General features: G+C 69.0%; 16 protein-coding genes. 9 read left to right on the forward strand and 7 right to left on the reverse strand.

Annotated features, from left to right (window positions below; all coding sequences use genetic code 11):
• Positions 1-53 precede the first annotated feature (53 nt).
• From AB0H84_RS16855 to AB0H84_RS16875, 5 genes are all read right to left on the reverse strand, one after another.
• A complete protein-coding gene (locus AB0H84_RS16855) occupies positions 54-1,067 on the reverse strand; it encodes a dipeptide ABC transporter ATP-binding protein (protein ID WP_357604184.1) in 1,014 nt (337 codons plus the stop codon).
• Positions 1,054-2,088, reverse strand: a complete 1,035-nt coding sequence (locus tag AB0H84_RS16860) for an ABC transporter ATP-binding protein (protein WP_357604186.1) — start codon at positions 2,086-2,088, stop codon at positions 1,054-1,056. The genes AB0H84_RS16855 and AB0H84_RS16860 overlap by 14 nt, the downstream gene beginning before the upstream one ends.
• Positions 2,089-2,102: 14 nt before the next feature.
• A complete protein-coding gene (locus tag AB0H84_RS16865) occupies positions 2,103-3,077 on the reverse strand; it encodes an ABC transporter permease (protein WP_357604188.1) in 975 nt (324 codons plus the stop codon).
• Positions 3,070-4,032, reverse strand: a complete 963-nt coding sequence (locus AB0H84_RS16870; RefSeq protein WP_357604190.1) for an ABC transporter permease — start codon at positions 4,030-4,032, stop codon at positions 3,070-3,072. Before AB0H84_RS16870 ends, AB0H84_RS16865 begins: the two co-directional genes overlap by 8 nt.
• Positions 4,033-4,141: 109 nt before the next feature.
• Positions 4,142-5,779, reverse strand: coding sequence for an ABC transporter substrate-binding protein (locus AB0H84_RS16875; protein WP_357604191.1), 1,638 nt, complete (start codon positions 5,777-5,779; stop codon positions 4,142-4,144).
• Positions 5,780-6,251: 472 nt separating this feature from the next.
• On the opposite strand from AB0H84_RS16875, the gene AB0H84_RS16880 reads away from it, so the two are divergent.
• The 3 genes from AB0H84_RS16880 to AB0H84_RS16890 all read left to right on the forward strand — a co-directional run bounded on the left by AB0H84_RS16880 (position 6,252) and on the right by AB0H84_RS16890 (position 8,374).
• Positions 6,252-7,187 (forward strand): ABC transporter permease, encoded by a 936-nt coding sequence (locus tag AB0H84_RS16880; protein ID WP_357604193.1) that lies wholly within the window; start codon positions 6,252-6,254, stop codon positions 7,185-7,187.
• Positions 7,180-8,046 carry an ABC transporter ATP-binding protein gene (locus AB0H84_RS16885; RefSeq protein WP_357604194.1) on the forward strand — a complete coding sequence of 289 codons (867 nt, stop codon included), beginning with the start codon at positions 7,180-7,182 and terminating at the stop codon, positions 8,044-8,046. The genes AB0H84_RS16880 and AB0H84_RS16885 overlap by 8 nt, the downstream gene beginning before the upstream one ends.
• A 172-nt stretch (positions 8,047-8,218) precedes the next feature.
• Positions 8,219-8,374 (forward strand): hypothetical protein, encoded by a 156-nt coding sequence (locus AB0H84_RS16890; protein WP_345001379.1) that lies wholly within the window; start codon positions 8,219-8,221, stop codon positions 8,372-8,374.
• 767 nt (positions 8,375-9,141) lie between these two features.
• On the opposite strand, the gene AB0H84_RS16895 is transcribed toward AB0H84_RS16890, so the two are convergent.
• Complete coding sequence (locus tag AB0H84_RS16895; RefSeq protein WP_357604196.1) at positions 9,142-9,909, reverse strand: hypothetical protein; 768 nt, start codon at positions 9,907-9,909, stop codon at positions 9,142-9,144.
• 24 nt (positions 9,910-9,933) lie between these two features.
• Between AB0H84_RS16895 and AB0H84_RS16900 the strand changes: the two genes are divergently transcribed.
• On the forward strand, positions 9,934-10,350 hold the full coding sequence (locus tag AB0H84_RS16900) for a hypothetical protein (RefSeq protein ID WP_357604198.1): 417 nt from the start codon (positions 9,934-9,936) through the stop codon (positions 10,348-10,350).
• A gap of 330 nt (positions 10,351-10,680) precedes the next feature.
• On the opposite strand, the gene AB0H84_RS16905 is transcribed toward AB0H84_RS16900, so the two are convergent.
• Positions 10,681-11,997 carry a lysine 2,3-aminomutase gene (locus tag AB0H84_RS16905; protein WP_357604200.1) on the reverse strand — a complete coding sequence of 439 codons (1,317 nt, stop codon included), beginning with the start codon at positions 11,995-11,997 and terminating at the stop codon, positions 10,681-10,683.
• A 196-nt stretch (positions 11,998-12,193) separates the two neighbouring features.
• On the opposite strand from AB0H84_RS16905, the gene AB0H84_RS16910 reads away from it, so the two are divergent.
• The 5 genes from AB0H84_RS16910 to AB0H84_RS16930 all read left to right on the forward strand — a co-directional run bounded on the left by AB0H84_RS16910 (position 12,194) and on the right by AB0H84_RS16930 (position 19,364).
• Entirely contained in the window at positions 12,194-12,733 is a 540-nt protein-coding gene (locus AB0H84_RS16910) for a DUF1707 domain-containing protein (protein ID WP_357604202.1), read from the forward strand.
• A 107-nt stretch (positions 12,734-12,840) separates the two neighbouring features.
• The gene (gene plsX, locus AB0H84_RS16915; protein ID WP_357604204.1) at positions 12,841-13,860 is read left to right on the forward strand and encodes a phosphate acyltransferase PlsX; all 1,020 of its coding nucleotides are present in this window, start codon (positions 12,841-12,843) and stop codon (positions 13,858-13,860) included.
• Between the two features lie 52 nt (positions 13,861-13,912).
• Positions 13,913-16,195: an HAD-IC family P-type ATPase gene (locus tag AB0H84_RS16920; protein WP_357604206.1), complete on the forward strand. Its 2,283-nt coding sequence runs from the start codon at positions 13,913-13,915 to the stop codon at positions 16,193-16,195.
• The gene (argS, locus tag AB0H84_RS16925) at positions 16,192-17,919 is read left to right on the forward strand and encodes an arginine--tRNA ligase (protein WP_357604208.1); all 1,728 of its coding nucleotides are present in this window, start codon (positions 16,192-16,194) and stop codon (positions 17,917-17,919) included. Before AB0H84_RS16920 ends, argS begins: the two co-directional genes overlap by 4 nt.
• Before the next feature lie 113 nt (positions 17,920-18,032).
• Positions 18,033-19,364: a hypothetical protein gene (locus tag AB0H84_RS16930; RefSeq protein ID WP_357604209.1), complete on the forward strand. Its 1,332-nt coding sequence runs from the start codon at positions 18,033-18,035 to the stop codon at positions 19,362-19,364.
• The last annotated feature ends 25 nt before the right edge of the window (positions 19,365-19,389 follow it).

Consider the following 19,389-nt stretch of genomic DNA (forward strand, 5'->3'; position numbering starts at 1 on the left):
CGCGAAGGCCCTCCGAGGAGACATCCCTCGGAGGGCCTTCGCGTCACAAAAGGTCAGCCCGCGTGCACCACGTCGTGCGTCTCCGCGAAGTGGCAGGCGCTCTCGTGCCCGGTCCCCGGCCGCACCTGCAGCAGCGGCTCCTCCTGGGCGCAGATCTCCTGCGCCTTCCAGCACCGGGTACGGAAGCGGCACCCCGACGGCGGGTTGGCCGGGGAGGGCGGGTCGCCCTGCAGGATGATCCGCTCCCGCTGCTCCCGTCCGTCCGGGTCCGGCACCGGCACCGCAGACAGCAGCGCCTGCGTGTACGGGTGCGCCGGCCGGTCGTAGATCTCGGTGTCCTTGCCGAGCTCCACGAACTTGCCGAGGTACATCACGCCCACCCGGTCGGAGATGTGCCGCACCACCGACAGGTCATGGGCGATGAAGATGTACGCCAGGTTGAACTCGTTCTGCAGCCGCTCGAGCAGGTTGATCACCTGCGCCTGGATGGACACGTCCAGGGCCGACACCGGCTCGTCACAGACGATGATCTCCGGCTGGAGCGCCAGCCCTCGGGCGATGCCGATGCGCTGCCGCTGCCCTCCGGAGAACTGGTGCGGGTAGCGGTTGATGTGGTCGGGGTTGAGCCCGACGACCTCCAGGAGCTCCTGCACCTTCTTGCGGCGGTCGCCCCGGGGCGCCACCTCGGTGTGGATCTCGTACGGCTCGCCGATGATGTCGCCGACGGTCATCCGGGGGTTCAGCGAGGTGTACGGGTCCTGCATCACCATCTGGATGTTGCGGCGCATCCGCTTGAGCTCGCCGCCCTTGGCCTTGCCGATGTCGCGGCCGTTGATCTGCACGGAGCCGGAGGTGGGCCGCTCCAGCGCCATCAGCACCTTGGCCAGGGTGGACTTGCCGCAGCCCGACTCGCCCACGATGCCCAGCGTCTCGCCCTTGTGCAGGTCGAACGAGACGCCGTCGACGGCCTTGATCGCGCCGATCTGCCGCTTGAAGACGATGCCCTGGGTCAGCGGGAAGTGCTTGACCAGGTCCCGTACCTCGAGGATGCGCTCACCGATCGCCATCGAGGACCTCCCTCCAGTAGTGGCACGCGCTGCCTCGGGTGCCGCTGATCTCGTGGAGCGGGGGGACGTCGGTCACGCAGTCGTCCTGCCGGTACGGGCACCGGGGATGGAACGCGCAACCGCTCGGCAGGTTCAGCAGGTTGGGCGGCAGGCCCTTGATCGCGTACAGGTCCTGGCCCTTGTGGTCGACCCGGGGGATCGACTCGAGCAGGCCCTTCGTGTACGGGTGGGCGGGCGCCTTGTAGATGTCGTGCACCGGGGCGTTCTCCACGATGCGCCCCGCGTACATGACGGCGATCTTGTCGGCCACGTCGGCCACGACGCCGAGGTCGTGCGTGATCAGGATCAGGCCCATCTGGCTCTCGCGCTGCAGCTCGGCCAGCAGTTCCATGATCTGCGCCTGGACGGTCACGTCGAGCGCCGTGGTCGGCTCGTCCGCGATCAGCACCTCGGGGTCCAGCGCGATCGACATGGCGATCATGATGCGCTGCCGCATGCCCCCGGAGAACTGGTGCGGATAGTCGTTCACGCGCTGCCTGGCGGCCGGGATGCGCACCCGGTCCATCAGCTCGACGGCCTTCTTCATGGCGTCGCCCTTGGACATGCCCCGGTGCACCCGGAACATCTCGCTGATCTGCCAGCCCACGGTGAACACCGGGTTGAGCGCGGACAGCGCGTCCTGGAAGATCATCGCGATGCGCTGGCCGCGCACCTGCGCACGTGCCTCTTCCGACAGCCTGAGCAGGTCGGTGCCCCTGAAGCGGATCTCCCCCCTGGGGATGACCGCCGGCGGCACGTCCAGGATGCCCATGATCGCCTGGGCGGTCACGGACTTGCCCGAACCCGACTCGCCCAGCACGGCGAGCGTCTCACCGGGGGCGACCGTGTAGCTCACGCCGTTCACCGCGTGGACGACTCCCTGGCGCGTGCGGAACTCCACGTGCAGGTTGTCGACCGCGAGCAGCGGCTCGTCGCCCAACCCTCCCTCGGCGGGCAACACATCCGTTGACGTCTTCTTCACTTTGATCCCCCCTTCTACCTGAGCTTCGGATCGAGAGCGTCGCGTACGGCGTCGCCCATCATGATGAAGGCGAGCACCGTGATGCAGAGGAACACCGCCGGGAAGACCAGCGGCAGCGGCGCCTCCAGGAACCTGGTTCGCGCGTCGGCGATCATGAGGCCCCAGGAGATGTCCGGCGACACCACGCCGACGCCCAGGAACGACAGCGCGGCCTCGGCCGCGATGAAGCCGCCCAGGTTGATCGTGGCCACGACGATGACCGGGGCCAGCGAGTTCGGCAGCAGGTGGCGGAACATGATCCGCCCCGCTCCGGCTCCCAGCGCCCTGGCCGCGACCACGAAGTCCTGGCTCTTCGCGGTGATCACGGCCGCCCGCATGATGCGGAACGTCATCGGCCAGCCGAGCACCGCCAGCGCGAGGATGACCAGCACGATGCTGTTGACCTTGCCGCGGAAGGTCGCGCCGATGAGCAGCGCGCCGAGGATCGGGGGGATGGCGAAGAAGATCTCGGTGACCCGCGAGGACACGGTGTCCACCACGCCGCTGCGGTAGCCGGCCACGATGCCGAGCAGGCCGCCGATGATCGTCGTGATGATCGTGGTGAACACGCCGATCAAGATCGAGTTGCGGGCGCCGTAGATAGTCTTGGCGTAGACGTCACAGCCCAGGTTGTCCCGGCCGAACAGGTGGCCGGCGCTCGGTACCTGCCTGGCCGTGGCCAGGTCGCAGGTCCTCGCGTTGAACGGGTCGATCGAGGTGAACAGCGACGGGAAGAACGACATCACCAGCAGGATCACGATGATGAGCATCGAGATGATGAACATCGGCCGGCGCCTGAGGTCGTACCAGGCGTCGGTCCACAGGCTGGCCGGCTTGCCTTCCTTGGCCTTCTTGCCCTGCTGTTGCGGTGCCGGGGCGGTGACCGTGTCGGTGACCAGGCTCTGCGTCTCCGGGAGTCCGGGCCCCAGCGGCGGGGTTGGGTTACTCATAGCGGATCCTCGGGTCGAGCACGGCGTACAACAGGTCGACGACCAGGTTGGCCAGGATGTAGATCAGCACCAGGACGGTGATGACACCCACGACAACTGACTGTTCTCGCAAGTAGACCGACTGGAAGAGCTGGTTGCCGATCCCGGGCAGGTTGAAGATCGTCTCGGTGATCACCGCGCCGCCCATCAGGTTGCCGAGGTCGGCGCCCAGATAGGTGACCAGCGGGATCAGCGCGTTACGCAACCCGTGTCTGCCGATGACGCGCCGTCTCGACAGGCCCTTGGCCGTGGCCGTGCGGATGTAGTCCGCTCTCAGCGTCTCCGCCAGGCTGGTCCTGGTGAGCCTGGTCAGGTACGCGATCGACGTTCCCGCGAGCACGAAGCCCGGCAGCAGGTAGCTGCGGTAGCCCGCGAACGTGCCCGCGACCGGGAATATGTCCATCCCTGTCCACTGCTTGAGCTTCACGCCCAGGACGAGCTGGAGCACGAAGCCGGTCACCAGCGTGGGCACCGAGATCAGCAGCAGCGTGGAGGCGAGGATCGCGGTGTCGACGGCCTTGCCCCGGCGCAGCGCCGCCCACAGTCCGAGACCGACGCCGATGGCCGCCTCCATGACCAGGGCGGTCAAGGCGAGGTTCAGGGTGACCTGGAACTTGCCGGCCATGAGCTGGGACACGGGCACGTCGGCGAAGTTCACGCCGAAGTCGCCGCGGAAGAGCACACCGCTGATGTAGTACCAGTACTGCAGCAGCAGCGGATCGTTGAGGTGATACTGCTCGCGCAGGACCGCGGCCACCGCGGCGTCCGGGCGCTTGTCTCCGAAGAGCGCCGCGATGGGATCCCCGGGCAGCGCGAAGACGATCACAAAGATGAGTAGGGTGGCGCCGAGCAGGACGGGTATCGCCTGAATCAGACGCCTTATGACATAACGTCCCATTGAAGCCCTCCGGTACATGACTTGGAGGCAGCCCCCGGAGCACGTGGTTCACCCGGCCCGGGTGGCTGCCTCCAAGCTCAGCCCTTCGACGGGTGGGCGGCAAGGACCGCCCACCCCGCGAATGACGTCAGGCCTTCTCGATGTCCGCCCACTGAACCTGGTTGAGCAGGTTGAGCTTGACGTTCTTGACCTTGGTGGAGTGACCGAAGTTGCTCCGGTAGAAGTAGACCGGGATGTACGGCAGATCCTTGAGCAGGATGTCGTCCGCCTGCTGGTAGAGCTTCAGGCCCTCGGCGGGGTCGGCGGCCTGGTCGCCCTTGGCCACCAGCTCGTCGAAGTCCTTGTTGGAGTAGCCACCGTAGTTCGAACCGGTGCCGATGGAGCCGGTGCCGAAGATCGGGGTCAGGTAGTTCTCGGCCGAGGGGTAGTCGATGGACCAGCCCATGCGGAACAGGCCCTTGTACTCCTTGGCGTCGAGAGCGTCCAGGATGCCCTGGAACTTCTCGAACGGCTTCGGCGTGACCTCGATGTTCAGGTTGGCGCGGAGGTTGTTGGCGACAGCCTCGATCCACTCCTTGTGGCCACCGTCGGCGTTGTAGCCCAGCTCGATCTTCTTCGGGCCGCCGGCCGAGTCGTACAGCTTCTTGGCCTCGGCCGGGTTGTACGTGCACGAGGTGCACGCGCCCTGGCGGTAGCCGGGGATGGCCGGGTTGATGAAGTCGTCGGCGGGCGCGCGGGTGCCGGAGAAGACCGTCTCGGTGATGGTCTTCCTGTCGATGGCCATCGAGATGGCCTTGCGGACGTCCGGGTTCTTGAAGTCCGGGTTGTACTTCAGCGGCACGCCGATGTAGCCGACGGCGGCGTCGGGCTCGTCGAAGTAGCGGTCACCCAGCGCGGCCTTGGCGCTGGCGATCGCGGAGGCGGGCAGCGAGTCGTCGACGTCGAGGTTCTCGGCCTGCAGGTCGTTGTAGGCGGTCTCGGCGCTGGTGTAGATCTTGAACTGGAGCTTCTTCCAGTTCTTCGGCTTGGCGCCAGGGAACTTGTCGTAGACCGTCAGGTCGATGGTCTGGTCGGTGCCCTTCTTGTAGGGCTTGTCCACCTTGAACAGGCCCTGGCCGATCGGCTGCTCGCCGTAGGCCTGAGTCACCTTGCCGTCGCTCCCGAAGGCCGCCTTCGGCAGCGGGTAGAAGGCGGTGTAGCCGAGCATCGTCTTGAACTGCGAGAACGGCGCCGAGAGCGTGACCTCGAGCGTGAGGTCGTCGACGGCCTTGAGACCCTTCATCTCCTTGGCCGTCGGCGTCTTGCCCTCACCCGGGTGCACGTCGTTGTAGCCGTCGACGCGGCCGAAGAAGTAGGACGACGCCATGGCGTTGTCCTGGTAGGCGGCGTAGTTCCACGCGCGGGCGTAGTCCGCGGCGGTCACCGGCGTGCCGTCGTGCCACGTGTAGCCGGACTTGAGCTTGATCGTCCAGACCTTGCTGTCCGACGTGGTGATCGACTCGGCAGCCTCCTCGACTGGCTGCTTGTTCTCGTCGTAGCGGACAAGCGGCGAGAAGATCGCGGCGAGAACCTCGGAACCCTCGGTCTCCGTCGTGTTCTGGGGGTTCAGGAGCTCCTGGGGCTCACCGACTTCCATGCGGACCGGCGTTTCGCCGCCGCCTGCGGCAGTGCCGCCTCCGTCAGAGGCACCGCCGCCACACGCGGCAACCGCGAGGGCGAGCAGCGCGGTACCGGCGACGATCTGTGCGCCCTTAGTAACACGCATGGTGAAAGAATTCCTCCCTCTACAGGTGGGCGTAAGCGCTGAGCTGCGGTGATCGTGAGCAGCCTGACGGGGGGTCCTGGTATCCCCCCGGGTTTGGCTGACATGGTCAAACCAGCCGACGCCCTGCCAGTCGATCGCGACTATCCCTTACTACTTGCCACCAGGGAGTCTCTGGCGCGTTGCAGTTCGGTCACACGTGTGCCAATCCAGCGTCACAGACATTCAGTGCAGGAAGCGGTAAACCGTACAAAGATCATGCAACCGGCACAGCCTGGACGTGAACAGTCGATGAAAATTACCCCCTACCGGAGAGTGGTCGCGCCCTTGCCACCACACCTCGGCTCGCTGGGCTACGGTTGAGCAGGTCTTGACGGCGCTTTGGGAACCGGGCGTCGCGAGACTCCGTCCAACTGACTGTCGCCAACCCGCGCGACAGGCACCCCACCGACCTGGATCCAATAGAGTCCTTGCCATGAGCCAGCCGGAATCCGCTGTCGCGGACGCCCAGGCGGGCGGCCGAAGCGGGCAGGAGCCGCTGGCCAAGCTCGCCAAGAGATACGGGCTTCGCCGTGCCATCGCGCGGCCGAGGTTCCCCGTCTACATGCGCCAGCTCTGGGAGCGGCGTCACTTCATCCTCACGTACGCGACCTCGCGCAACGTCTCGAAATACTCGAGCTCGGCGCTGGGCCAGCTGTGGCAGGTGCTGACGCCCCTGCTCAACGCGGCGATCTACTACGTGATGTTCGGCGTCATCCTCGGTGGCAAGAACGGCATTCAAAACTACCCGGCCTTCCTCCTGACCGGGATGTTCGTCTTCACCTACACGCAGCGGACCGTCACCGCGGGCGCCAAGTCGATCTCGGGCAACCTCTCGATGATCCGGGCCCTGCACTTCCCCAGGGCGTCGCTGCCCCTTGCCTACACGATCCAGGAGCTGCAGCAGCTCGCCATCTCCATGGGCGTGCTCCTCGTGATCGTGACGCTCACCGGCGAATGGCCCACCGTGTTCTGGCTCATGGTCCCGGTGGTGCTGCTGCTCCAGACGATGTTCAACGTGGGTGTCGGCCTGGTCGTCGCCCGGCTGGGCGCCCAGATGCGCGATCTCAACCAGTTGCTGCCGTTCATCACCCGCTTCTGGCTCTACGCCTCGGGCGTCTTCTTCTCCATCCAGGCCAAGGTGGTGGACTCCGCCAAGCTGCCCCAGTGGGTGGCCGACGTGATGTATTTCAACCCCACCGCGTCCTTCATCGAATGGATGCGGGAGATCCTCATCTCGACCCACAACCCGCAATTCGGCCACCACCCGCCGACGATGGTGCTGGTGTCTTGCGTATTCTGGGCGGTGTTCACGCTTGGCTTTGGCTTCTGGTACTTCTGGCGAGCCGAGGAGAGGTACGGGCGTGGCTGAACTGACCAAGGAGCTGTCACAGGTGAAGGGCGAGAAGCCCGCCGTCCCCGGCAAGGATGTGAGGGTGCATCCCAATCCGGAGCCCCAGGGCAAGTCGCCGATCGACGTCCCCACGGGCACTCCGACCGTCATCGTCGACGACCTCCACATCGTCTACCGCGTCTACGGCGCGGCCTCGGACGCCGAGAAGGGCAACGCGGTCAACGCCCTCACGCGCCTCCTCAAGCGCCAGGGCCGGCCGCAGATGAAAGAGGTCCACGCGGTCAAGGGCGTCACGTTCGTGGCCTACCACGGCGACGCCATCGGCATCGTGGGCCGCAACGGCTCGGGCAAGTCCACGCTGCTGCGGGCCATCGCGGGCCTGCTCCCCCCGCACAAAGGCGCCGTCTACACCGACGGCCAGCCCTCGCTGCTCGGCGTCAACGCGGCCCTCATGCGCGAGCTGACCGGCGAGCGCAACATCATCCTCGGGTGTTACGCCATGGGCATGACGCCCGCCGAGGTCCGCGAGAAATACCAGGAGATCGTCGACTTCTCCGGCATCGACGAGTTCGTCCAGCTGCCCATGTCCACCTACTCCTCCGGCATGGGCGCCCGGCTCCGCTTCGCCATCTCCTCGGCCAAGACCCACGACGTCCTCCTCATCGACGAGGCCCTGGCCACGGGCGACCGCGAGTTCCGCAAGAAGAGCGAGGAGCGCATCCGCCAGATCCGCGAGTCCGCCGGCACGGTCTTCCTCGTGGCCCACGACCTCAAGGTCATCGAGGAGACCTGCAACCGCGTCATCTGGCTGCACAAGGGCAAGATCAAGATGGACGGCGACCCGAAGGAAGTCATCGCCGCCTACAACAAGGGCTGACCCCGCCTGTCCTCCAGCGCCGCCCTTGGGGGTGGCGCTCTACTGGCATGTTCGATCTTGCGTGCGAAACGCCGGCGACCCATGTGACAAAAGACTGACAGCGAGCCTGCCGTTCCGATAGAATTCGAACGTCAATTCGATCCGAGGGTCGCTGATGGAGTGGGAGCGCGCGATGGTGGAGCTTTCGACCGCGATCGACCACCTGGCCACCGAGGACGTGTCCGAGATTCCCCGGATGCAGCTCGCCGAGCAGCTGCTGGAGCTGCACTGGCAGATGGCCAGGCTGCAGGCCCAGATAGCCCGCCGCACCGGCGTCCGCCTGCCATAGTCAGCCGGGTCGTCGTTGCAGACCCCAGCGGCAGGAAAAGGCCGCCGGCCCCAAGGGTGGGACCGGCGGCGAGGCTCGGGCGGCGCCGCCGCCCTGCAGTAAGCGGCGCGGTGCACGAGCCAGGGCGTGGGCGCGTCCGCCCAGGCCCGTCATGAGACCGCCTGCTTTCGCGGGGTCTCAACCCACGCGCGTCAGAGCCTCGGGCGCGTCCGGCACCGGTGAGCGCCCGTCGGCCTGTCGCGTCGGTGTGACGCCGTCTCCCCATCGGCCCCGCCGACCTGCCGCACCAGAAACGGCGGCACCGGGCCTCCGGCACCAGAACGAACGGCACTCGGGCCGCCGCGCTCCGGCAACGGGCTTACGGCCTGCCTGGCCGGAGCGGCGGCACATCGACCGCCGCGCCACGGCAACGGCATGCGGCCTGCCGCGTCAGGCCTGCCGCGCACCACAGGCGCATGCAGGCCGGCGCGCGCCTAACTGACGCATGCAGACCACCGTGCGGACAGACCCGCACAGATCACCGCGCGGACCGTCGTGCCGGCGGACGGGTGCTGACCGCCGTACAGACGGCCGCGCACAGATCGCCGCACCGGGACGCCGGCGCCGGGCCCGGGAAGGGGAAAGGACGTCGAAAAGGACAGCTGGGGCGCGCGAACGGGGCCGCGTTGTCGCCGGCATGGCCGGTACCCGGGCGTCGGCACCTGGGACACCCGCGAACCGTCACACCGGCTCTCGGCGAGCCGCCGCTCTGGCGCCTGCATCCGTGTCTAGTTACGGATCCAGGAGTCCCGCACCGAGCTCGTCAGCGCGTCGGTGGTCCATCCAAGCGCGGTCAGCACGTCGCTGTACGTGCCGGCGGCCTTGGTCGCATTGGTGGAGACGAAGCTGGAGGCGTCCTCGGCGAGCGGCGTGAGGCCGTCCGCGGAGGCGGCGTGCGTGGCACCCGGCAGCGCCTCGATGACCGGCGCCATCTCGGACGGCGCGACCTGCCCGATCACGGGCGACAGCCGGCCGCTCCTGGCGTGCGGCAGCGCGCGCCTGGCCGCCTGGCTGAGGCCGGTCACGACGCCGTCGGCCGACAGGGATTCGGCGCCCTTGGTGGTGCTGTTCATGGCCCTGGCCGCGGTACGGCTCACGTCCGCGACACTGGAGCCGGCGGCCGGCAGAAAGGTGGCGCTGTTGACCTGGTTCACCACGTCCCCGGTGGGCGTGCGGAGGAGGCCGGTCAGCGCGTCGTAGGCGCCGGCCGTCGTCGTGCCTCCGCTCACGGCCTGGCCGCCGCCGTTCCGGCCCGCCTTCACCGAGGGCGCCGCCGGCTGCGTCAGCCGTGCCGCGTCCGGCAGGACGGGCACGGGGAGCGCCTCGGTCAGGCCACCGCCGCCGAGCGGGAGCCCGCTCGCGATCGACGACAGCTCGGGCAGCGGACCGCTCCGCCGGGAGATGTCCTCGGCCGCGGTCGGCGTGACGACACGCTTCCGACGGTTCGCGTGCGCGCCGTCCTGCCGGGCCGCGTGCGCGCCATCCTGGCGGGCCACGTGCGCGCCATCCTGGCGAGTCGCATGCGCGCCATCCTGGCGGGCCACGTGCGCGCCATCCTGGCGGGCCACGTGCGCGCCATCCTGGCGGGCCACGTGCGCGCCATCCTGGCGGGCCACGTGCGCGCCATCCTGGCGGGCCGCGTGCGCGCCATCCTGGCGAGTCGCGTGCGCGCCGCCCTGGCGGTTCGCGGGTACGGCGGCCGGCTCGGCCGCCGGCTTCCGGTTCACCGGGCGAGCGCCGGGCTTGGGCTGGGCGGCTCCCTGCAGCAGGCCGTTCAGCAGGCGCCCGCCGACCACGCCGCCGAGCAGGCCGCTGATCGGGACTCCCGCGGCGGTGCCCCCGACCTGCCGCGCGTATCTGGCGGTGTCCGCCTGGGCCGGCACGGCGAGAGCCGCGGCCAGGCCGAATGCTGTGACGGCTGCCGCCGTCTTGACTAGTCGATTCATGATTGCCTTCCCGGCTCGTGATCGATCGCTCTCGAATGAGGTGGAAATGCGAATCGATAACCCCCGAATGCCGTGGCGGGCGCGCTATGGGCACCACATGCTACGTACCGTCACGGCTGAGCTACGCGAGCAGTTCTATCACCGGCCATGATCGGCCGCAGGCGCATGAATGCCCATGTAACCGGGGTTTGCAGGCCGGTTACCGAGTGCAGGAGGGCGTACACAGGAAAAATCCGCCCCCGGCGGCCCGTGAAGAAGAGGGGTGGCGAGAACGAGTGCCACGGGCCGGGAGGGCGGATTTCTCGGTGGACGGGCAGCCGGTCAGGCGGGCAGCAGCGCGCCCGCCGGCTCGAACGGGAAACGGTCGGCGAAGGCCGGGCGCAGGTCCGTCAGCCACACCGCGGCCGGGTCGTAACGGGCGAAGAACGGCCGCCCGACCAGGGACGGGTCGCGCGCCTGGATGAAGTGGAGCATGAACACCTGCTCCCCCGCGATCTCGGTGACGCCGTCGACGCACACCTTGCCCGGCGTGGCCGACATCGACGGCCCGCGGACCGTGCGGCAGAGCCCCGAGACGCTCGAGTAGGCGTCCCTGAAGATCTCGTACGCGCGCGCCAGCGGCACCGCGAAGTAGTCCTGCGGCCCGGTGTCACGCTCGACGAACATGTAATAGGGGATCAACCCCATCCGCAGCTGCCGCCGCCACATCTGCGACCACACGGCGGGATCGTCGTTGATGGACCTGATCAGCGGCGCCTGGGTCCTGATCGTGGCGCCGCTGCCGAGGATGCGCTTGACCGCCGACTCGACCAGCGGCGACTCCAGCTCGCGCGGGTGCGAGAAGTGGGCCATGAACGCGAGGTTCTTGCCCGCCTTCACCACCTCCTCGAACAGCCCCAGCGTGGCGTCGGCATCGGGGTCGGTGGTGAAGCGCTGCGGCCAGTAGGCCAGCGCCTTGGTGCCGATCCTGATCGACTCCACCTGCTCCAGATCCAGCAATGGCTCGATATATCGTCTGATGACGGGTTCGCCCATGATCATCGCGTCGCCGCCGGTGATCAGGACGCTGGTGACCTCGGGATGCCGGCGAATGTAGGCCACCATCTGGTCGATGTCGTCGGAGGCGAACTTCAGGTCCGCGTCACCGACGAACTGCGCCCATCGGAAGCAGTAGGTGCAGTACGCGTGACAGGTCTGCCCCTGCTTGGGGAAGATCAGCACGGTCTCTGCGTACTTGTGCTGCATGCCGGGCACCGGCTCGTCGCCCAGCTTGGGGACGTTGAGCTCCTTCTGGCCGGCGGGGTGCGGGTTGAGCTGTGCGCGTACGCGGTTGGCCTCGGCCTGGATCTCGGCGTTCGGCGCCTCGGCCTTGAGCAGGTCGGCCAGCCGCGCGACGTCGGCGGCGGGCAGCATGTCGGCCTGGGGGAAGACGAGCCGGTACATCGGGTCGTCGGGTGCGGCCGACCAATCTATGAGTTCGTCGACGACGTAGGCATTGGTCCGGAACGGCAGCACCGTGGCGACGGCGCGGACTTTCAGCCGCTCGTCGTCGTCGAGCCCCGCTCGCTTCAGAAGCTCGTCAAGGTGCTTGGACGTGTACGCCTTGAAGCGTCGCGTGCCTGCCTGGTTCAAGATCACTAGGCCGTTCCCATCTTTTTTGTTCGATCGGGTGTAAACCTCACGACCCTGTCGCGCGTCTACGGTTCTTAATACCCGGACGCTGTCAGCGGCGTCAGCGGTTCCGCTGGGCTCCAAGTTTTCCTTCAGGATCGCGAGCACTCGCGACATATCGCGATTCCGCATACACTGATATCTCGTGACCCACGATCCGGACATGCGCGCCTCAGACGCCGATCGCGACCGCGTGGCCGCGGTCCTGGCCGAGGCGCTCGCGACAGGAAGACTCACCAGCGTCGAGCACGCCGACCGCCTCGACGTCGCCTACGCGGCGAAGACGATGAGCGAGCTCGTCCCCCTCACCCGGGACCTTCCCGAGGTGTCCGCGTCCAACGTGCCCGCCACCATCGAGCAGCAGGTCATCGACTCGAAGTTCAGCAAGATCGTCCGCAAGGGGCGGTGGGTGGCCTCCCGCAACACCCGGCTGTCGGCCCGGTTCGGCGCCCTCATCGTCGACCTCTCGGACGCGGTGCTGCCCGGACGTGAGATCACCATCGAGACGAACGCGTGGTTCAGCAAGCTGATCGTGCGCGTTCCCGACAACGCCTATGTGATCGACGAGGGCAGCTCGGTCTTCGGCAAGCGCAACGTCACGGGCGGTTCGCAGGCCGACGGGCCCATGATCCGGGTCACGGGGTCGTCGAAGTTCTCCAAGGTGATCGTGTCGCGCGGGATGGACGACTGGAACCTCCACTGATACCCGCCGGTTAACCTGGCTAGTGCCTTGCCTACGATGCGGACATACCCCGAGCCCGTGTCCCGGCCCAGCCGTGCCGGCGGGCTCGATGCCGTACGAGGTGATCATTGTCCGACAGCAGGCCCATCGCGCTCGACGCCATGGGCGGCGACCACGCACCGCATGAGATCGTGGCGGGAGCGGTGCACGCCGTGCGCGAGCGCGGCCTGTCCGTCGTGCTCGTCGGCTCCCCGCGCGTGCTCTACGAGGCGCTCGCCGACCACGACGCCACCACGGAAGTCCCGATCGTACGGGCCGAGGAGTCCCTGGCCATGGACGAGGGCGCGCTGGCCAGCCTGCGCCGGCCCCGCTCCAGCCTGGCCGTCGCCTGCCACCTCGTACGCCGCGGCGACGCCGGCGCCGTGGTGTCCGCGGGCTCCACGGCGGGGATCGTGGCCACCGGCAGGCTCCGGCTCAAAGGCCAGCAGGGCGTGCTCAGACCGGCCATAGCGGTCCCCATCCCCACCCTCCCCCAGCCCACCCTGCTCATCGACGCGGGCGCGAACGCCGAGGTCAAGCCGGAGATGCTGGTGCAGTTCGCGCATCTGGGAACGGCCTACGCCGAGCTGGCCTACCACATCGAGACGCCCCGAGTCGGCCTGCTCACCATCGGCAGCGAGGCCGAGAAGGGCAACAAGCTCGTCAAACGCGCCCACGAACTCCTCCTCACCTCACCCGGCGTCAACTTCACCGGCAACGTCGAGGGCCACGACCTGCTGGCCGGCAAGGCGGACGTGATCACCACCGACGGTTTCACCGGGAACGTGGCGCTGAAGACCATGGAAGGTGCGGTCCGCTACGCGTTCTCCGAGCTCAAGGAGGTCGTCAGCGAGAGCCGGCTGGCCAGGCTGGGCGCCGCCATGCAGCGCTCGCGCATCCGCGAGCTGCGCCGCCGCCTCGACCCCGAGGCGTACGGGGGCGCCGTGCTGCTGGGCCTGAACGGCACCGTCGTCATCGCCCACGGCTCGTCCAGGGCCGAGGGCATCAGCGCGGCCTGCAAGCTCGCGGCGGACCTGTCCGCGGCCGGAATCGTCTCCCGCATCGGCGACAAGCTGGGCGCCACGCATCGCTCCCACAGGCTCTGGTAACCCCGTAAGGTGGCACCGATCCACAGAAACAGGGGGTTATGTGGAGTCAGTGGTGCATGGGCTCACTTCGGCACAGGCGGCGGGGGCGAAGGCCAACCACGTGCCGCGGCGGTCGAGCAGATCGCTGAGCGCGATCGTCAGGGCGAACGTCTTCACCCTGTTCAACCTCGTCATCGGCGTGCTCTGGGCGCTGGTCCTGATCTTCGGCGAGTGGCAGGACAGCCTGTTCGGGCTGGTCATCGTGGCCAACGTGCTGATCGGGATCGTCCAGGAGTTACGGGCGAAGCGCACGCTCGACAAGCTCGCGGTGATCAACGAGACGCCGGTCAGGGTACGGCGCGACGGCGCGGAGCGGCAGGTCCAGCCGCACCAGGTGGTGCTGGGCGACCTCGTCCTGCTGGGGCCGGGTGACCGCCTGCTGGTCGACGGCGAGATGGTCGAGTCCGACGGGCTGGAGGTGGACGAGTCGCTGCTGACCGGCGAGGCCGATCCCGTGCACAAGCTGCCGGGCGACCGGGTGCTGTCGGGCAGCTTCGCGGTGGCGGGCGCGGGCGCGTTCGTGGCCACGCGGGTCGGCACCGACGCGTACGCCGTGAAGCTGGCCGAAGAGGCGAGCAGATTCCACCTCGCCCATTCCGAGCTGCGCGAGGGCGTGGCGAACTTCATCAAGTACATCACCTGGCTGGTCGTCCCGATCGGCGCCCTGCTGATCTACAGCCAGCTCAAGCACTCGGCGGACTTCGGCACCGCGATCACCGGCGCGGTCGCGGGCATCGTCACCATGATCCCCGAGGGGCTGGTGCTGATGACCTCGATCGCGTTCGCCGTCGGCGTCATACGCCTCGGCCGGCACAAGTGCCTGGTCCAGGAGCTGCCCGCGATCGAGGGCCTGGCCCGGGTGGACGTGCTCTGCCTGGACAAGACGGGCACGCTCACCGCCGGCGGCATGGACCTCGACCGGGTGCTGCCCCTGCGTGACGGCCACCCGATCGAGGACGCGCTGGCCGCCCTGGCCCACCTCGACCGCCACCCGAACGCCACGGCCGAGGCCGTACGGGCCCGCTACCCGGCCCCGGAAGACGGGTGGACGGCCGCGACGACGGTGCCGTTCTCGTCGGCGCGCAAGTGGAGCGGGGCCGACTTCGGCGAGCGGGGCGCGTGGGTGCTGGGAGCTCCCGACGTGCTGCTCGACGGCGGGGACGGCTACGACAGGGCCGTCGAGCTGGCCGCCACCGGCACCCGGGTGCTCGCGCTCTGCCGCGTGGCCGCGCTCCCCGCGGGCGAGGGAGCGGAGCCGGTGGCGCTCGTCACGTTCAAGCAGCGCATCAGGCCCGACGCCCGGGAGACCCTGCGTTACTTCGCCGGACAGGGCGTCACCGTCAAGATCATCTCCGGCGACAGCCCGGTCGCCGTCTCCGCCATCGCCGCCGGCCTGGACATCCCGGACGCCCACCGTTCCGTGGACGCGCGGACCCTCCCCCACGACGACCCGGAGAAGCTGGGCGAACTGCTCGAATCCCACACCGTCTTCGGCCGCGTCAGCCCCCAGCAGAAGCGCGAGTTCGTCGGGGCGCTCCAGGCGCGGGGCCACACCGTGGCCATGACCGGCGACGGCGTCAACGACGTGCTGGCGCTGAAGGACGCCGACCTGGGCATCGCGATGGGGGCGGGCAGCCCGGCCACCAAGGCCGTGGCTCAGGTGGTGCTGCTGGACGACAGGTTCGCCACGCTGCCGCACGTCGTGGGCGAGGGCCGGCGGGTGCTGGCCAACATCGAACGGGTCTCCAACCTCTTCCTCACCAAGACCTTCTACGCCATCGTGCTGTCGCTGTGCGTGGGGGTGGCCGGGGTGATGTTCCCGTTCGCGCCCCGCCACTCCACCCTGACGAACGCCCTCACCATCGGCGTCCCCGCGCTCTTCCTCGCCCTCGCGCCCACGCTCGAACGCTCGAAGCCCGGTTTCGTCCGCAGGGTGCTGCGCTTCGCCGTACCGGCCGGGGTGCTGTGCGCGGCGGCGGTGCTGGTGTCGTTCCGGGCCGCGCACAGCGGCACGTCCACCCTCGTCGAGGACCAGACGTCGGCGGTGATCACGCTCTTCCTCACCACCTGGTGGGTGCTGGTGCTGATCGCCAGACCGCTCAACTGGTGGCGGATCGCCCTGGTCGGCGCCATGGCGGCGGTGTTCGCGACCGGGCTGGCGATCCCCTTCGTCAGGCGGTTCTTCGCGCTCGAACCCGGCGACCTCAGTGACGATCTGACCGCCGTCGGCATCTCGGTCGTGGCGGCGCTAATGATAAGCGTCGCTGTCAAGGTCGCCGGTACCCTTAGAACATGACCGACCCGCAGATAATGCTCACCGAGCGCGTCCAGCAGGCGCTGGCCCGCGCGTTCGGCTCCGAGCACGCCGACGCAGACCCGCTGATCCGGCCGTCCCAGTTCGCCGACTTCCAGGCGAACGTCGCGATGAGCCTGGCGAAGCGACTGCGACGGGCGCCGCGGGAGGTCGCCGAGGCGATCAAGGCGGAGCTGTCCGACTTCCCCGGCACGGTCGAGGTCAGCGGCCCCGGCTTCCTCAACATCACGCTCGACGGGTCCTGGATCGAGTCCGAGGCCACGCGGATGCTGGCCGACCCGCGGCTCGGCGTCGGCACGATCACGCCGTCGCAGATCGTGGTGATCGACTACTCCGCGCCCAACGCGGCCAAGGAGATGCACGTCGGCCACCTGCGCACCACGATCGTGGGCGACTCGCTGGCCAGGCTGCACGAGCACCTCGGCAACACCGTGATCAGGCAGAACCACCTGGGCGACTGGGGCACGCCGTTCGGCATGCTCATCGAGCACCTGCTCGACATCGGCGAGGCGGCCGCGGTCGCGCAGCTGGAGGCCGGCCAGGGCACGGAGTTCTACCAGGCGGCGCGGGCCAAGTTCGACGCCGACGACGCGTTCCGGCAGCGTGCCCGGGTGCGGGTGACCACGCTGCAGTCGGGCGACCCCGACACGCTGCGGCTCTGGCACGTGTTCATGGACGCGACCGTCCGCTACTTCAACAAGATCTACGCCCTGCTGGGCGTGACGCTCACCGACGCCGACATCGCCGGCGAGAGCATGTACAACCCCATGCTGCAGCAGACGTGCGACGATCTGGAGGCGGCCGGGACGGCGGTGATCAGCGAGGGCGCGCTCTGCGTGTTCCCGCCCGGCTTCACCGGCTCCGACGACAAGCCGCTGCCGCTCATCATCAGGAAGAGCGACGGCGGTTACGGCTACGCCACCACCGACATGGCGGCGATCCGCTACCGCGTCCACGACCTGAAGGCCGAGCGCATCCTCTATGTCGTGGGCGCCGATCAGGCGCTGCACTTCCGGATGGTGTTCGCCGCGGCGCGGCTGGCGGGCTGGCTGCCCGACACGGTGTCCCCCGAGCACGTCCAGATCGGCATGATGCTGGGCAAGGACGGGCGCAGGTTCAAGACCCGCTCCGGCGAGTCCGTCAAGCTGATGGACCTGCTGCAGGAGGCCGTCGACCGGGCCACGGCGGCCATCGCCGAACGGGGCTACGACGAGGCCACGACCAAGGACATCGCCCACGCCGTCGGCATGGGCGCGGTGAAATATGCCGATTTGTCGGTCAGCCACGACAGCGAGTACGTCTTCGACTTCGACCGCATGCTCGCCTTCACCGGCAACACCGGCCCCTACATGCAGTACGCGACGGCCCGGATCCGCTCCATCTTCCGCAAGGCGGGGGTCGACCCGGCCGACGCGGCAGGGCCGCTCGTGCTGGCCGCGCCCGCCGAGCGCGCCCTCGGCCTCCACGTGCTGGGCTTCGGCGAGCTGATCTCCCAGGTCACCGCCGCGTCCGAGCCGCACCGGCTGTGCGCCTTCCTCTTCCAGACCGCCAGCCTGTTCAGCACGTTCTACGACGAGTGCCCGGTGGTCAAGGAGGGCGTCGACCCGGAGACCAGGCAGCGGCGACTGGCCCTCTGCTCGCTGGTCCTGCGGGTGCTGGAGACCGGGCTCGACCTTCTGGGCGTCCCTGTCCCCGAACGTATGTAACTGCGCAAAGTCCGTAGATCCGTCGTGGGCGCGTCTTCACCTGGTTGACGCGCCCCAACGGCTAGGCTTTTGCGCGGTCCTGAACAGAGGCCGAAATGGGGGAGTTCTCTGCCTTGAGCACTGACCTGTCTGCGAGTCCCCCTGCGGCTGCGGAGGTGCATCGCTACGCCGAGGCACTGCTTGCGCACCTCGCCGCCAAGGGCGCCGCGCCTCCCGCCACACCAAGTTTCCGCGACGTACCTGGTTATTGGCTGCCTCCGGCCGTCGAAGCCCTCGTCGCCATCCTCGCGGGCGAGGACCCGCTGGAGCCGCTGAGCAAGGCCGCGGGCCGCGACCAGCAGCAGACCGCGCTCTTCCTCTGCCTGGCACTCGCGGTGTCCGGGCAGGGCAGCCGCATCCACGCCTCCTGGCTCGGCACCGCCTTCGGCGAGCTCTCACTCGAACGGCCGGTCTCCCACGGCCAGCGCTCGCTCTGGCTGGCCGCCGCCAGGGGCGCGTACGGCCCCGCCGGCAAGATCTTCGTGCTGCGCAAGCTCGACGCCCTGGCCGTGCAGGAGCACACCGACCCTGATCAGTGGGTGCAGGCGCTCGCGCCGGGCGAGCCGTCGGTCGTCGTCCCGCCCTCGCTGGTCGACTTCCCGGAGATGGCGGAGATCCCCGAGCTGGCCAGGCCCGCGGTGGCGGCCGCCCGGCTGGCCAGGCTGCGCGGTCGGTGCGCGGAGATCACCTCGACGCGGCAGGGCGAGCGCGACATCTCCGCCCCGCTCGACAACAGCTCCGGCAGCCCGGCCACGACCTGGGCCGAGGACGAACCGCTGGCCGTCCTCCGCTCCCTGATCGGCTCGGGCGGCCCGGCCGGGCCGATGGCCTCGCTCAGCACGTACCTGCTCGAGGACCTTCGTCCCGGCGCCGACCCGCACCTCGCCGCCATCGCCCTGCATGTGGCGGCGCCGGTCCTGCGCGGCGTGGCCGAAGAGCTCGAGGCCGACAGCCGCCTCGCGCCGCCCGCCACGCTCGTCGTGGCGCTGCTGGGCCACCGCATCGAGCTCCGCCCTGAGGGGCCCGAGCCGTCGTCGCTCGCCGTCGCCGAGAGCGCGATCATCGCGGACGGCTTCGCTCCCCGCCCCCGTCCGTGGGCGGCCATGGTGCTGCTCGTGGCGGGGGTCGCCTGCATCGTCGGCGCGGTGTTCGCCAGCATCCTGCTCGCCGCCGCCGGGGTGGCCATGCTCGGCCTGGGGGGCTGGCAGCTCTGGCAGCGCCGCAAGCTCGTCGAGGCCGACGCCCGGTACGCGGCCGCGCAGGTCAACGAGCTGAGAGAGCTGGCGGAGGGCGCGGTGTGGGCCCTGCACGCCTACGCGCGGGAGGCGGACACGCGCGCGAAACAGGCCGCGGAGGACGCAACCGAGCTGACCCGGCTGATCCGTCGCGGCCCGCGCGCCGGATAGCTCGCCGGCCGAGGCCGGCGCCTGG

The sequence above is a fragment of the Nonomuraea sp. NPDC050786 genome (assembly GCF_040654115.1).
Taxonomy (GTDB): domain Bacteria; phylum Actinomycetota; class Actinomycetes; order Streptosporangiales; family Streptosporangiaceae; genus Nonomuraea.